Consider the following 14,750-nt stretch of genomic DNA (forward strand, 5'->3'; position numbering starts at 1 on the left):
GCGAAGCGTGTGGGTAGGCGTGAACGGAGCGGGAGGGGTTCAACTGTGTGGGGTTATGCGTTGGGCGTTCTTTTGAATTCCCAAGCAGATGTGCGTGCACGCTTGGTCTCCTTAAGAATTAGCGGTTGGAAGGCGTTTTCTTTGCTTCGTTTCTTTTTCGCCGTTGGAAAAAGAAACGAAGTCCCGCCACGGATAGTGGCTAACAGTGTTAAAGAGGAACACCGAACAGGGACCGCGCGCAGGCGCAAAACGCAGCAACCCAGCATTGACCAATGCCGCACTAATCCCCCACCCAAGCGCCAGCAACCCTCCCCGTCCGCAATCCCTGCACCTTGCGCCCATCAATCGCGCGCTGATATACCCCAAGATGGTCCGCACAAACGCGCTGCACTGAAAACCGCTCAACCCCACGGCGTGCGCGCTCCGCATACTGCGCCCGTACGGGCGAATCCATCAAAAGCCACCCAATCTTCGCCGCCAACTGCTGCGGTTGCCCCGGCGCCACAAGCACGCCCGCTCCCCCATCGAGCATCTCCGGCACACCACCCACTTTCGTAGCCACAATCGCACACCCCGCTTCGCGCGCTTCGCTCAAGACCAATGGCCCAGGCGCCTCGTGCGGCGCAAACACAAAGACATCAGCAGCCGCAAGATAAGCACGCGGATCCGCAACAAACCCCACAAACGTCACATAGTTCGCAATCCCAAGTTGTTCAGCGAGCATTTCCATCAACCCGCGATCGAGCCCATCACCCACGAGATAAAGCCGTGCATCGTGCGTATGACGAACCAGCGCAAACGCATGCAGGATATCCGCAATACCATTACGCTCGAACATCGACGAGACGCTCACCAGCACAGGACGCCCCAAATGCAGCGGCCGTGGCAGCGGACGTCCGGCGAAGCGAGGAGATCCGACCGCGCCGCTCGGCACCACACTCAGGATGTCAGCCATCAAGCCACGCTCCTGCAAGGCATTCCCCATCGCGTGACTCACCACGATCACACGGTCACCAAAGCGCATCAGCGAAGCACTCTTCTGGATATCGTGATGAATTGTCGTCACCAGCGCGAAACGCCGGCGCATGCTGCCAAAGCGCGAAATCAACGCACCAGTCATCATGTGCGCATGCACCACGTCGGGATTGAAGCGCTCGATCAGCCGGCCGAAACCCGCGATCATGGCAGGCACGCGCCACGGCTGGCGCGACTGCTGCAACAGTACGTGCGTCACGCCGTGACGACGCAGCAACGGCTCATAGCCACCGCCCGAGGACGCAATCGCGACGTCGTGTCCGTTGCGCGCCTGCGTGCAGGCAAGATCGATCATTGCGTTGACAGTGCCATTGCCGTTGCACTGCGCATGAGTAGCCAGGTGAACTATTTTCATGACAGGTTCGCTTCGAGGTTGGACGGCGCACGCGCGCCGGGCCCTTCTTTCTTATTGCTGACTCTATGCTGCGCACGCGTTGAAAAGCATCACGTCAATACGAGTCGATCGCTTCCCGATACACCGCCGCCGTCTGCGCCGCAATGACGGGCAGATCGAAGTGAGCGCGCGCATAAGCGCGGCACTCGGCCTGCGCCGGCAGCGGCCGGCGACCGAGCAACGCGCCGCTCAACCCCGCACCCAGCGCCTGGAAACCACCGGCTTCGAGCACGAGTTCGGAACTCAGCGGCGCGACCGCTTCTGGCAACCCGCCGACCGGCGTCACGATCACGGGCGTTCCGCTTGCAAGCGACTCGATGGTCGTCAGCCCAAAGCCTTCCAGCGCGACCGTCGGCACGACCGACACGTTCGCGGCGCGATACCACAGCGGCAACGCTTCATCGGCGACAAAACCCGCAAGCCGCACATGTTGCGAGAGCCCACGGTATTCAATTCGCGCCTGCAACGCAGCCATCAACGGCCCTTTCCCCGCAATGGTCAGCAGCACGTCGGGCACCGCCTGACGCACGATGAACATGGCATCGACAAGATCTTCCAGCCCCATGCGCGAAACCAGCCGGCGCACGCAAAAGAGAATGGGACGGTCCTGCGGCAGTCCAAGCGCGGTGCGTGCGGCATGTTGATCCACGTCGGTACTGAAGTGATTCACGTCCACGCAACCGGGCACGATGCGAATCGAGTCCGCCTTCACGCCGTACTGCTTATGCAAGACGTTGCCAAACGCCTGCGACAACACAATATGCCGGTCGCCGCGTTGGTACACATGCCGCTCCAGCGCGCGCCGCGCGCCTGCGCTTGCCTGTCCACGCGCGCCGTGAGCCGATTCATCGCCCCACGGCCCGTGAAAATGAATCACCTTCGGTACGCGCGAAAACTTGCCGAGCACGGGCGCCGCATACAACGCGAAATGCGCCGCCACGACGTCCGGCATGCGGGCATTGCGCAGTTCGACGGCTGACCGGCGCACGGCGAGCAGACGCTTCATCAGCGGCGCGTCTGCCTGCGCGAACGGTGTTACCACGCCATTCGTGGTGGTGCGCACATTCTCCGTGCCCGCAACCAACCCGCGAACCGCCACGCCTTGCGCCGGCAACGACTGGATCAGCGTGCTCACCATGCGGTCGAGGCCGCCAGGACGTTCGTCGAACCAGTTCATGCCGATCTGCAGCGAGTCGATGTTCCGCTCGCCCGGTTTGTCTTTCGAGGCTGTATTCATAGGTGCTTTAACCCTCGGAGGCGCCCCATGGATAATCTTGGATTCGAATACCGTGCTCATGTCTTCACCGATGCAGTTTCGCGGTGCGCCCGCGATTGATGTTTAGCGATCCTTTCAATCTTTCGGCTGGCCGCAATCTCTTCGAACAGCGCGAGATAACGGGCGGCCATGGTCTGCCACGACAAGGTCGCGGCCAGCGCCTGCGCCGCATGTCCCATGTCGCGCGTGCGCAATGGATCGTCGGCCAGTCGCGAGATGGCGTCGGCAAGCGGTTTTTCGTCGTCGGGATCGTCCAGTACCATGCCGCACGCGGGCGTGATGACTTCCGCGCCGCCCGACGTGTGCACGGTAATCACTGGCAATCCCGACGCGAGCGCTTCCAGCATCACGAGGCTCATTGCTTCGTAGCGCGAAGGAAACACGAAGGCATCGGCACAACGCATCAGCGCGGGCATCTCGCGGATCATGCCCACGAAATGCACGCGGTCCGCGATTCCAAGCGATGCGGCCAGCGCTGGATAAGGACTGTTCGCGGTATTTGCGGCAACCGTGAGATGCACGTTCGGCGAACATGTCACCAGTGCGCGAAGCACGGTATCGAGGTTCTTGCGTGCGGTGCGGATATCGCCGGCAAAGAGCAGCATGAACGGCGCTTCGGGAAGATTGAAACGCGCGCGCTGGGATGTTTGCGCAGGGTTCGGTGAAAATTCAACGTTGTCGACGCCGTTATGAATCACGCGTATCTTGTCGCGCGACATGCCGAGCGCGACCAGCTCGGCGGCCACTTTTTCGGACACGGGCACAAGCATGCCGGCACGCTTGAATGCCCAGCGTTCGCACCACGCGTTGAGGCGCGTGAACAGCACCTGATACGCGGCATACGGGCCGCCGCTCAGGCGAAACGGGTAATAACCGCTCTTGTACCAGCCGGTATGAACGAAGTGAATCGCGCTCACGTCCGCGCGCGTCCATGCAATGAAACCGTTGACCTGCACCACGTCGAACTCGGCGCGATGAGCGCGGATCCAGGCCGCCGCGCGCAACGCGAAAGCCTGGTATTTCAGCAAGCGTGTAGGCACGCGGCTCGGCGCAAGCTGCACGATCGTAACGCGCGGATGACGCGACAAGGTTTCATCGACTGTCGTGCAGAGCAGCGTGACCGAGTGGCCCGCAGCGAGCGCAGCCCGGACAACTTCGTAGTTGACCCGTCCTTGCCCGTCGTTCTTGCCGATGGTATGAGTGACGATAAGCAGGTTCATGCGATCCTCGTTGAATACTGAATGATCGGCCGTGCAATCGGCCTGTTCTATGATTGCGTTCATGGGACCAGCGGCGAAGGCCGCGCAATGCTGAGTTGTGCGGCGGTTCCGGCCGGTGCAGGCGCGTGCCCTTCGGCGGCGGTCATGTCTTTTTGCGCCTTGAGCTTCATCTCCGAGCGCGATTGCATTTCGAGCGCATAGCGCCTTCCGGCAACCGGCAGGATCACGCCGATGAAAAAGAACACACCGCCCGCGCCGACCAGCGTATTGACGAATACCATCATGGCGAGGACGGCGAATGCGGCTGCCGTACCAGCCACGGCAAAGCGATCGTTCTTGCGGGCGAAGCTCGTGACAAACGCACGCAGCACGAGCGTCAGCACGCCTGCCGTGTACAGCACCAGCCCTGGCCACCCGAGCACGTAAGGCACCTCCATCAGGCCGCTGTCGAAGTCGACGTTATTCGACGAACCGTCGTCCGAGAGCTTCGAGCCAATGCCCGTCATGCCAAGTCCTCGGCCCGCTATGTTCGTGGTCATCTCCGAGAGAAAGTGCCTGTAGATCTCGGTACGCACCTGATAGCTGTAGTCGTTGTCCAGTTGCGTGACGGTCGAGAACCGCGCCGTGGCTTTTTCCGATATCTCGTCCACCATCAGCGCCGGGGAACACAGCAGCACGATTACCGCAATACCGGCTGCGAGCCGCAGACGGCTGCGGGTGTCGAGCATGATGAACAAGTAAAGCAATCCGATCGCAAGACCGCCAGCCACGCTGCGCGACATCGTGCCGATCAATGCCGGCACCGCGAGACCGCCTGCAAGCAGCGCCATCTTGTTGCGCGCGGCAAGCGTCATCAACAGGCAGACCATCATTGCAAGCGCGAACGGACCCGACGAGTTCATCGTGCTGGACACGCGCATGGAGAACGGCGCGGCGACGCCTTCGGACGTCATGCCGCAATGCGCCAGCCAGAACGCATCCCACGCCGGGGGATTCACATACTGAATCACGCCATATAAAGCGATCAGGAAACCGCCGAAGACAAAGGTCTTGAGCAGGACCCGGTGATATTCGGGGTAGTGCCGCCACGTAACGAGCACATGAAATCCGATCAGCACCGGGAACAGCCATGAGATCAGCACGTAGGAGGCGGCTGCAATGCCGGCTCCCACCATGCCGATGAAATAGCCATAGAGCATGGAGAGCACGATCAGCGTGAGCGGGATGGCGCGCCGCTGCATCAGCACGCGAAAATGAGTCAGCAGGTTCACGCCGCAAAATGCCGCGGCCATCACGGGCGCCAGCATGATGAGGCTGCGATCGCTGAACGCCCCATTGAAGTAGTCGGCCAGGCGCCGCACCTCAGGCGTCAGGAAAAACAGCCACAACACGAACGACAGGTAATGCGCGGGCGAACGCCTGAAAAGCAGCGCAGTCACCACGAGCGCGCCTGCGGGATAGATGAATTCGAGCAAGCGGCCTTGATGCAGGCCGAGCAGCAACGCTGTCAGCGCAGCAAATCCGAGCGGCGCAATCATCAGCCGGCGGCGGCGGCCAAGTTCGGCGCGCACGCGCGCCTTGGCTGTCTTCGCGGCGTTCCCGGCGTGCGCACCCGGATCAGACGCGCGAGCACCTTCGGACATCTTCTCGCGCTGCGCCATCCAGGGCGTTTTCCAGGTCTTGACGCGCCCATCCTGCGACCCGTCTCGAACATTCTTGATCGAAACACTCGACATCGTGCAATCCTGAAAAGTAGAGGTCGGCTCGGTGAAGCATGCATTGCACGCTCACTTCGCGTCCTCTGTGTCATTTGGAAACGTCCAAGCCGACGTTGGGCACCTGCTTGTTCAACACATGCGACTACTATTTCAAATCTCTTCGACGGTATCGATGCAACCCGCATCCATCCTGTACGTTCTTTCCAGGTACGCACCCAGGCACATGCTCAGGCGGCTCTTGCGCACCATGCCGATCGTGTGAACCCCGCGCTCGTCGAACGGCCCTTCGTTCTTGCGAAAACCGAATGCCTCATAAAACCCGCGCAGATCCAGCGGCGCCAGCAACCGGACGCTACGTCCGGGCCAGCGTTCACCGGCCGCCGCGATCACACGCTCGATCAGCGCGTGCGCCGTGCCGTCGCAACGCCGCAGCGGGCTCGTCAAGATCTTGTCCACCACGACCTCCGCCGCCGCGCCGCCGGCATGCAAGCGCGCATAAGCGATGACGGGCATCGAACGGGAAATGTCTTCCACGGCGAATACATGGACCGACGTTTCATCACGGCCATCGGGGTCCAGATGCACGCGGGACTGTTCGACGACGAACACAGCGCTTCTCGCCCGGAGGATCAAATACAGCTCCCGCGCGGTGATCTGCTCGAAGTCGAGGGCTTTCCAGTTCATGTCCGGGTTCCGGTCGCAGTAGCGCCGGCAGCACCGGCTTGTTCCATGTTCATACGATACGTCGCCAACCGCGCACCTTCCGTGCGGCATCGCACCGACGCCACCCCTTGCCAATTCGTTAAATACGGTCACCGGAAGCAATCCGGCAACGAGGAACGGCAGCGAGAAAAAGCCAGGCATCCCACCCACATGGAATGACCACCGGGCTTCACAACAAGCGAGCCTCACGGCGAGCCGTTACGGATTGCAAGACCAACCCGGTCCGGGCACGCGACCAAGCCAACTACGAAATGGCCGCGGCCGGTTTCAGGTGACACACCTTTAGTGACGCTTCTTTGGGGGGCTATTAGATGAAATCCGCATTGCGCCGCATCCTTACCGAATCCGCCCGGCTCGACGTTCCGGCCGAATCACTCGCTGACGACGCCGACCTCTACGCCGCGGGGCTGTCGTCTCTCGCGACCGTTCATCTGATGCTCGCCGTGGAAGACGAGTTCAACATCGAGATCCCCGATCGCATGCTGACGCGGCGGCTCTTTTCATCGATCAATTCGCTCGCGGCTGCGGTAACCGAATTGCAACAGGCACAGGCGGCCGCATGAACGCCCCCGTGCGGATCGCTGTTTTATCAGCGAATGCCGAGCAAATCGCAGCGCACGCAGCGCCGGCCGCAGCGGAAGTTCCCGAGGCATCGGCTGAACCCTTCTGGCTCGCCGCCACACGCCGAGTCGCGCAAGTCGCGGCGCAACACGCTGGCGCAGTCGATCGCGACGCACGGTTTCCGGTCGAAGCAATCGATGCCATGCGCCGCGAGCGGCTCTTGTCCGCCATGGTCCCGGCCTCGCTCGGCGGCGCCGGCCTGACGCTCTCCGAGATTGCGCAGATTTGCGAAACGCTGGCGCACGCGTGTTCATCGGCGGCGATGGTCTATGCCATGCATCAAAGCCAGGTAGCGTGCATTGTCGATCAGGGCAACGACGTTCCGTGGGTCCGCCAGACGATCGCGCGCATGATCGACGAGCAATGGCTGCTTGCATCGGCGACTTCGGAAGAGACCATTGGCGGCAACATGCGCAACAGCGCGTGCGCGGTCGAACTGGTCGATGGCGCATTCAGCATTGAAAAGCTCGCGCCGACCATTTCCTATGGCGCGCACGCCGACTGCATCCTGGTCACCGCACGCCGCTGCGCCGACGCGAGTCCGTCCGATCAGGTGCTGATCGTGGCACCGCGCGAGAAACTCGTGCTGGAAAAACGCGGTGGATGGGACGCACTCGGCATGCGCGGGACCTGCAGCGAAAGCTTCCGGCTGAATGCGACGGGCCACGCAGAACAGATCCTGGCCATCCCGTTCGCGCAGATCGCCGACCAGATCATGTTACCGGTCTCGCATACGTTGTGGGCCGCGGTATGGGTGGGCATCACCTCCGACGCCGTGAACCGTGCGCATCAGTTTTTCCGCGCTCAGGCACGCGGCAAACCGGGCGTGTTGCCTCCGTCGGCCGGGCGGCTCGCCAACGCGGTCGCAGAGTTGCGCATGATGCAGGCACGCCTTAAAGATGCACTCGATGCCGCCAGCATTGCATCGACCGAACGCGGGGCGTGCGACTTCGATACGCCGCTTGGTGCATCGTTGAACCTTGCGTCGGACATGAATACGCTCAAGCTCAGCATTTCGTCGCTGGCGCTGACGGTCGTGCAGGAAACGCTGATGATCTGCGGCATGGCGGGTTACAAGAACAACACTGAATATAGCGTCGGGCGTCATCTGCGCGATCTCTTTTCCGCGCCCTTGATGATCAGCAACGATCGCATCCAATTGAACACGGCAAATCTGCTGCTCGCGCAGCGCACGCCGGCCACGGGGAGAAACTAGGACATGAACACGCTCACGGATATCGCGGCCGTCGAAGCCGCCGCCGCTCAAAACACCTACAACGCTTCGGATGTGACGCTGCGCGCACGCATGATCGAAGCGGGCATCCTGATTGAAACGGGCGAAGACGGCCTGTATGGCCGCAGCCATGTGTTCGAGGATGTGATCGATCGCCTGAACAACGCCATCTCGCTGCTGGGCGCGGACCAGCAAGCCGAAGTGCTGCGCTTTCCGCCCGCCATGCGCCGTCACGACTTCGAGGATAGCGAGTACCTGAAGAGCTTTCCCGATCTCGCCGGCACGATCCACTCGTTCCAGGGTAACGATCGCGGTCATCACCGGCTCCTGGCGGCGCTCGAAAAAACGGTTTCCGTCGGCGACGAAGAGCGCACCGACGAATGGATGGACCAGCAAAAGCCAACGCGCCTCGTGCTGACGCCGGCAGCCTGCTACCCGATCTATCCGGTCGTCGCGAAGCGCGGCGCATTGGCCGAAGACGGCGCGACGGTGGATGTGTTCGCGTACTGCTTCCGTCATGAGCCGTCGATCGATCCAAGCCGCATGCAGATGTTCCGGATGCGCGAATACGTGCGTTTCGGCAGCCCCGAGCAAGTGATGGCGTTTCGCCAGAAGTGGATCGAGCGCGGTTCGCTGCTCGTGAAACTGCTGGGCCTGCCGTTCGAAATCGATCTCGCCAACGATCCGTTCTTTGGCCGTGGCGGCAAGATTGTGGCCGATAGCCAGCGCGCGCAGGAATTGAAGTTCGAACTGCTGATCCCGGTTGCAACGCCCGATCGTCCGACCGCCTGCCTGTCGTTCAACTATCACATGGAGCACTTCGGCGAAATCTGGAAGATCGCCCAGGCAAACGGCGAGGTGGCGCATACGGCGTGCGTGGGATTTGGCATGGAACGCACCACGCTCGCCCTCTTCCGCCATCACGGCCTCGACGTCAATGCGTGGCCTGCGGAAGTGCGCGATTTCCTCTGGGGTAACACGCAGTCGCGCATCGCGTCCGGGCTCGAGGCGCTGTCATGACAGCCGTATACACAAGTGGCGCAGCAGACTCCAGCCGCGAACGTGCCCGGGTTCTGCAACTGCATCCACCGCACATGCGCGTACGCAAGCACCAGTCGCATTCGCTGCATCAAGGCGAACGCGTCTGGGCGGAAACGAACTGCTACGTCGACTTGTGGATCGAGTTGCTGCACGGCTATGGGCTCGACCCGCGCGCAGCGCTCGCCTTTACTGTCACGCAGGACTTCGAGGGAGACCAGTTTACGTTCTTCAAGTTTCCGCTCGAAGACCTGGACAAGCTCTATGGCCTGCAGGTACAGGAGCTGGCGATCTACGACTCGCTCGAAGACCGCATTCGTACGCAGACCCAGCGCGGACATACGGTGCTGACCGAAGTCGACGCGTTTTATCTGCCCGATACACGCGCAACCTCTTACCGGCAGCAGCACACGAAGACGACTATCGGCGTGGATTACATCGACCCGCGTTCGCGCAGGCTCGGCTACTTCCACAACACGGGCTATTTCGTGCTGGATGGCGAAGACTATGAAGGCGTTTTCCGGCAGCTTCCGGAGCTTGCCGGGCGTCCGGAGATCCTGTTTCCGTATGTGGAATTCTGCAAGCGCGCACGGCCGTCCCTTTCTGGCACGGCGCTCGCGGAGGCATCGGCGGATCTGCTGGTCGCGCACCTGCAGCGCCGTCCCGCGCGCAATCCGATTACGCAGTGGCGCGCGGCGTTTCCCGAGCATCTGGAGATGTTGTTCGAGCGTGGAGAAAGCGCTTTTCATCTCTACACGTTCAACGTGATACGGCAACTGGGTTCGAATTTCGAGTTCCTTTCGCGATATCTCGTGTGGATGCGCGAGCGTGGCTTTGCGATTCCCGACTCCATGCCGAACGCGGCCCAACGCATTGCGACGGAATCGATGGTCATGCAGTTCAGGCTCGTCCGGGCGATCACACGCGGACGCCGCGATCCGTGTCACGAGTGCTTCAACGTGCTCGAGGAGTCATACGAGCAGATCGTCGAACCGCTTGCCGCGCTCATCCGCTAACGCGCTTGGCGAACGCCTGCAGTGCAGCCGGAACATTGCGGCCGGCACATCGCGCCGCGTTTCGAACGGCACACATTATAAGAGAGGGCCGCCTCGATGCGATCCTCGACCGTCATACGGGGGGATCATCATGCGCGCCGTTACGCGTGGCGTATTCACGCCTGGCTCGCCCACGCCGGGCGCCTACCTTCCACATGCCTTGTCCGATGGCTGGCAGTGCGCAAGTACGCCGGCAGGCGCATGTGCGACGCCGGCGGATCTACCCGACACGGGCAATACGAGCATCTGGCTCGATGCAATCGTGCCCGGCACGGTTGCATCGGCATGGAGAGCGGCAGGAAAGCTCGATCTCGAATCCCCTCCGGCATTTGCTTTCGATGACCACTGGTATCGACTGGTCTTATCGGGAAATGGCGCGCGGCGGCTGCGCCTGAGCGGACTTGCAACAATTTGCGAAGTCTGGCTCGACGATACAAAACTGCTCGATACGGATTCAATGTTCGAAACCTACGACGTCGATATCAACCTCGACGGACACGCCACGCTGTACCTCTGCTTTCGTTCGCTGAGCGCGGCGCTTGGCGCGAGGCGCGGGCGCGCACGCTGGCGGCCGAGACTCGCGCAGCCCGCGACGTTGCGCCAGGTCCGCACGACACTCCTTGGCCACATGCCCGGCTGGTGTCCTTCGGTGCAGGCTGCAGGACCGTGGCGCGCGGTGCAGTTGCTTGGCGAATCGCCTATGTCGATTGATCGCGTGGACCTGCGCTCGAGTCTCGATGGCGACGACGGCCTCGTGCATCTGAGCGTGCGCTTCATGCATCCGCAAATGCAGCGTGCAGCGCGTCTGATCTGCAGGGATGCGTCGATCGCGCTGCAATGGCATGACGCGCAAACGATTGGCGGAACCTTGCGCGTGAAGAACGTCCCGCGCTGGTGGCCCCACACGCATGGCGATCCGGCGTTGCATGATCTCACGCTCGAATTCGCGGATAACGATGTGATCGCCCTTGGCCGCATCGGCTTCAGGGAGATTGCCGTGGACCGGGGACCCACGGGCGACGGCTTTCGACTCGTCGTCAACGGTGTGCCCGTTTTTGCGCGCGGTGCATGCTGGACCACAGCGGATCTCGTCTCGCTCGACACGTCCCATGAGCAGGCGCAAACGTTTTTCAAGCTTGCCCGCGATGCCGGCATGAACATGTTGCGCGTGGGCGGCACCATGCTTTACGAGTCGGATGCGTTCTATGCTTTGGCCGATGAATACGGGCTTTTGATCTGGCAGGATTTCGCATTCGCCAATTTCGACTATCCGACCGATCCGGCGTTTGTCGCCAGTGTTCAGCGTGAGGCAGAACAGTTCTTATCAAGAACGCAACGCTTTGCATCGCTTGCGGTACTGTGCGGCGGCAGCGAGGCCGATCAGCAGGCGGCCATGCTCGGACTGCCGCCCGCGATGCGCATGCAAGCCTTGTTCACGCATCAATTGCCGTCGATCGCGGCTGCATTGCGGCCCGACGTGCCCTACGTGGTGAATTCGCCCAGCGTGGCCGCAGGAGAGGAGAACGGAACCGCCTGGCCTTTCGCCACACGCGCCGGCGTCACGCATTACTACGGCGTTGGCGCTTACCAGCGGCTGCTCGATGACGCACGGCGCGCAAACGTGCGTTTCGCCAGCGAATGCCTCGCGTTCGCCAATGTGCCCGACGACGTCGCGCTCAATGCCGTACTGCTCGCTTCGCTACCGCATCAGCCACGCTGGAAAGCCGCGGTGCCGCGCGACAGCGGTGCAAGCTGGGATTTCGACGATGTCCGCGAATACTATCTGCGCACGCTGTATTCGGTCGATCCGGTGCGGCTGCGTTACGAAGACCCTGAGCGTTATCTCGACCTCTCGCGCGCCGTGGTGGCCGAAGTGATGGGCGAGGTTTTCTCGGAATGGCGCCGGCAGGGATCGTCGTGTGCGGGCGGCCTTGTCTGGCAGTTGCAGGACATCCGGGCCGGCGCGGGCTGGGGCCTGATCGACGCCCTGGGAACGCCCAAAAGCGCCTGGCACGGCCTCGCACACGTTTTACAGCCCGTAACGGCGCTGATCACCGACGAAGGCCTTGACGGCCTCGATATCCATCTCATCAACGAGACTTCCAGGCCGGTTGATGCGCATCTGGAACTCGCATGTCTTCGCGATGGCGCGACAAGAGTCGCGAGCGCGTCGCGGGACGTAACACTTTTGCCACGCGGCACGGCGCGTCTGCAGGCAGCCGATGTGCTTGGGCAGTTTTTCGACTTCACCTACGCGTATCGATTCGGACCGCGTGCTCATGAAGCCACCGTCATCACCTTGCGCGACAAGGCGAGCGGCGCAGTGTTATCGGAAGCGTTCCACTTCCCACAGCGCGAATTGACGCAATGTCACGACCTTGGATTCGACGTTCGGCTGGAACATGACGCCCACGGCGGCCTCGGCGGATGGGCGCTCGCGATCCGTGCCAAACGTTTGGCACGCTGGGTTCACATAGTCGACCCACACTACCGCGCGAGCACCGACTGGTTCCATCTGGCGCCCGGCGTTGAACGCCGTGTCGCGCTCGTTGCTCGTGAACGCAACGCCTCGCATACGCCGCAAGGTGAGGTTCGTGCGTTGAACGCAACGTTTTCAGTTCAGTACGAATGCGCTCAGCTTGCCTCGCCGGCAAGGGCGGCGTAAGCACCGTGCGCCTGTGCAACCGTGTCAAGCACTGACGCGGGGCACTTGCGTTCGGTAGCACACGAAGTCGATGGAACAGTTCTGAATCATTTTCCAAAGAACCGACGAATGCCGTTGAAGCAATCATGACTCGCGCGTCCAGCTGCTGTTTTACAAGCATTAAAAAAACCAGGACAGGCCACCAGCAAGGCATTGCGCAGACAAAAGGATGCGTTGCATCAATCACACCGATAGTCGCCATTCTGAGCGCTCGTGTTCAAGACTGAAACAAAAACAACCATCTGCAGATTTCTCATCTGCACTCGCCATGCACGACCCCATGATGGCATTGAGATTGACCATCGCTGGCACGGTCCTCGCTAAATGGCTAGCGCAACGCGGTGACGTCGAAATATGAAATCAACTAAACGACGATGCTGCGCTGCTTACGGGGCTGGCCGCGAAACGTTTCGATGAATGCCGTCAGATGCATCCACGCAACGTTTCGCTGGCCGGTAAATAAAAAGTAAGGCGCAATGCGCAAAGTTACGAGAGAAGAACATCATGCTGACCCTTCAGTCCGACCTGCACGGCAATCATCTGTTGGGTGCGCTTCCCGCGCACGAGTGGCAAGCTCTTACGCCTCACCTTGAACTGGTTCAGCTCCGCACCGATCAATTGCTGTGCGATTCGGGTCAACGCATTCACCACGTGTATTTTCCGACGACAGCCATCATTTCGCTCCTCCACACGATGGAAGACGGCGGTTCAGTCGAGATCGCAGCAGTCGGCCGTGAAGGCATGACCGGCGTGCCCGTCCTGACTGGCGGTGAAACCATGCCGACGCGCGTCCAGGTGCAATGCCCGGGCTTCGCTTATCGCATGAGCGCATCTGCATTGCGCGAGCAGTTTGGCCGCTCGGACTTCCTGCGCCGTCTGATGCTGCTGTACATGCAAGCCCTGCTCACGCAAGTGGCGCAAACGGCTGCATGCAATCGCCACCACTCTCTCAACAAGCAACTGTGCCGCTGGCTTCTGATCGAAATCGACCGCACCTCTTCGAACCAGCTTCAGGTCACGCAGCAACTGATTGCCGACATGCTTGGCGTACGTCGTGAAGGCGTAACGGAAGCCGCAGGCAAGCTGCATGATGCGGGACTGATTCATCACAGCCGCGGTTGCATCAAGGTGCTGGATCGCGAGGGCCTCGAAGCGCGTGCTTGTGAATGCTATGGCATCGTCAAGCGTGAGTTCGACAGGTTGCTTCCACGTCTGCGCCAGGCTACCGAAGAAGTGCATTGAACCTGGGTAGCAGGCGATCAGTGTGAGCGTCACGCAGCCAGGTCCTAACCTGCCGTGTGCACTCCCCTTTCCGCCGCCCTGTTCAACGCGCCGGCACTTCTGGTGGGCATTGATCCACGATCATGCGTTTCACAAAACATTAAGCATGCTTTCGATATCTTTTTATCGAGCGGATTTTGCACGCGCGTATTCATTGGTTTGGTCTGATGCAGTGTTGTTTTAAATAAGATTTGGAATTTAAGTGTCGGGGACAGCGTCATGCGCATGAAAACCGCATTGTCCATGCAATAACTATTTGTGTGAACTAAGACGCCCGCGTGCGGAAGCGCACTTACCGACCCGGCCGCAAACGCCACGATGTCATATCAAACGGCCATCTGCTCGCCTCGACTATCGCCTTGATCGCGAGTCAGCACGAGTAGCCGCAGAAAAGAAGTGAAGCGACGAAATAAGCAACGCAGCAACGTAGTCGACAACAATTTTAAAAAGA

General features: G+C 61.0%; 11 protein-coding genes. 6 read left to right on the forward strand and 5 right to left on the reverse strand.

Annotated features, from left to right (window positions below; all coding sequences use genetic code 11):
• Positions 1–280 precede the first annotated feature (280 nt).
• From AWB64_RS10935 to AWB64_RS10955, 5 genes are all read right to left on the reverse strand, one after another.
• Complete coding sequence (locus tag AWB64_RS10935; protein ID WP_060818809.1) at positions 281–1,390, reverse strand: glycosyltransferase family 4 protein; 1,110 nt, start codon at positions 1,388–1,390, stop codon at positions 281–283.
• 94 nt (positions 1,391–1,484) lie between these two features.
• Positions 1,485–2,666 carry a glycosyltransferase family 4 protein gene (locus AWB64_RS10940; RefSeq protein WP_060818811.1) on the reverse strand — a complete coding sequence of 394 codons (1,182 nt, stop codon included), beginning with the start codon at positions 2,664–2,666 and terminating at the stop codon, positions 1,485–1,487.
• A gap of 56 nt (positions 2,667–2,722) precedes the next feature.
• Complete coding sequence (locus AWB64_RS10945) at positions 2,723–3,925, reverse strand: glycosyltransferase family 4 protein (protein ID WP_060819203.1); 1,203 nt, start codon at positions 3,923–3,925, stop codon at positions 2,723–2,725.
• Positions 3,926–3,984: 59 nt separating this feature from the next.
• Positions 3,985–5,661 (reverse strand): O-antigen ligase family protein, encoded by a 1,677-nt coding sequence (locus AWB64_RS10950; RefSeq protein WP_063493191.1) that lies wholly within the window; start codon positions 5,659–5,661, stop codon positions 3,985–3,987.
• Positions 5,662–5,793: 132 nt separating this feature from the next.
• Positions 5,794–6,327 carry a GNAT family N-acetyltransferase gene (locus AWB64_RS10955; RefSeq protein ID WP_060818813.1) on the reverse strand — a complete coding sequence of 178 codons (534 nt, stop codon included), beginning with the start codon at positions 6,325–6,327 and terminating at the stop codon, positions 5,794–5,796.
• A 350-nt stretch (positions 6,328–6,677) separates the two neighbouring features.
• On the opposite strand from AWB64_RS10955, the gene AWB64_RS10960 reads away from it, so the two are divergent.
• The 6 genes from AWB64_RS10960 (at position 6,678) to AWB64_RS10985 (ending at position 14,260) form a co-directional block, all read left to right on the forward strand.
• Complete coding sequence (locus tag AWB64_RS10960; RefSeq protein WP_060818814.1) at positions 6,678–6,929, forward strand: acyl carrier protein; 252 nt, start codon at positions 6,678–6,680, stop codon at positions 6,927–6,929.
• A complete protein-coding gene (locus tag AWB64_RS10965) occupies positions 6,926–8,203 on the forward strand; it encodes an acyl-CoA dehydrogenase family protein (RefSeq protein WP_060818816.1) in 1,278 nt (425 codons plus the stop codon). Before AWB64_RS10960 ends, AWB64_RS10965 begins: the two co-directional genes overlap by 4 nt.
• Before the next feature lie 3 nt (positions 8,204–8,206).
• Complete coding sequence (locus AWB64_RS10970; RefSeq protein ID WP_060818818.1) at positions 8,207–9,241, forward strand: amino acid--[acyl-carrier-protein] ligase; 1,035 nt, start codon at positions 8,207–8,209, stop codon at positions 9,239–9,241.
• Positions 9,242–9,315: 74 nt separating this feature from the next.
• Positions 9,316–10,275 carry a DUF1839 family protein gene (locus tag AWB64_RS10975; RefSeq protein ID WP_060819205.1) on the forward strand — a complete coding sequence of 320 codons (960 nt, stop codon included), beginning with the start codon at positions 9,316–9,318 and terminating at the stop codon, positions 10,273–10,275.
• A 130-nt stretch (positions 10,276–10,405) separates the two neighbouring features.
• Positions 10,406–12,979 (forward strand): glycosyl hydrolase 2 galactose-binding domain-containing protein, encoded by a 2,574-nt coding sequence (locus AWB64_RS10980; protein WP_244164023.1) that lies wholly within the window; start codon positions 10,406–10,408, stop codon positions 12,977–12,979.
• 543 nt (positions 12,980–13,522) lie between these two features.
• Entirely contained in the window at positions 13,523–14,260 is a 738-nt protein-coding gene (locus tag AWB64_RS10985) for a Crp/Fnr family transcriptional regulator (protein ID WP_060818820.1), read from the forward strand.
• The last annotated feature ends 490 nt before the right edge of the window (positions 14,261–14,750 follow it).

Origin of the sequence: Caballeronia sordidicola (genome assembly GCF_001544455.2) — a bacterium.
Classification (GTDB): domain Bacteria; phylum Pseudomonadota; class Gammaproteobacteria; order Burkholderiales; family Burkholderiaceae; genus Caballeronia; species Caballeronia sordidicola.

Coding starts and splice junctions, on each gene's coding strand:
- AWB64_RS10960 (WP_060818814.1), top strand. CDS start 6,678: ATGAAATCCGCATTGCGCCGCATCCTTACCGAATCCGCCCGGCTCGAC.
- AWB64_RS10935 (WP_060818809.1), bottom strand. CDS start 1,390: ATGAAAATAGTTCACCTGGCTACTCATGCGCAGTGCAACGGCAATGGC.
- AWB64_RS10985 (WP_060818820.1), top strand. CDS start 13,523: ATGCTGACCCTTCAGTCCGACCTGCACGGCAATCATCTGTTGGGTGCG.
- AWB64_RS10945 (WP_060819203.1), bottom strand. CDS start 3,925: ATGAACCTGCTTATCGTCACTCATACCATCGGCAAGAACGACGGGCAA.
- AWB64_RS10950 (WP_063493191.1), bottom strand. CDS start 5,661: ATGTCGAGTGTTTCGATCAAGAATGTTCGAGACGGGTCGCAGGATGGG.
- AWB64_RS10965 (WP_060818816.1), top strand. CDS start 6,926: ATGAACGCCCCCGTGCGGATCGCTGTTTTATCAGCGAATGCCGAGCAA.
- AWB64_RS10940 (WP_060818811.1), bottom strand. CDS start 2,666: ATGAATACAGCCTCGAAAGACAAACCGGGCGAGCGGAACATCGACTCG.
- AWB64_RS10980 (WP_244164023.1), top strand. CDS start 10,406: ATGCGCGCCGTTACGCGTGGCGTATTCACGCCTGGCTCGCCCACGCCG.
- AWB64_RS10955 (WP_060818813.1), bottom strand. CDS start 6,327: ATGAACTGGAAAGCCCTCGACTTCGAGCAGATCACCGCGCGGGAGCTG.
- AWB64_RS10970 (WP_060818818.1), top strand. CDS start 8,207: ATGAACACGCTCACGGATATCGCGGCCGTCGAAGCCGCCGCCGCTCAA.
- AWB64_RS10975 (WP_060819205.1), top strand. CDS start 9,316: ATGCGCGTACGCAAGCACCAGTCGCATTCGCTGCATCAAGGCGAACGC.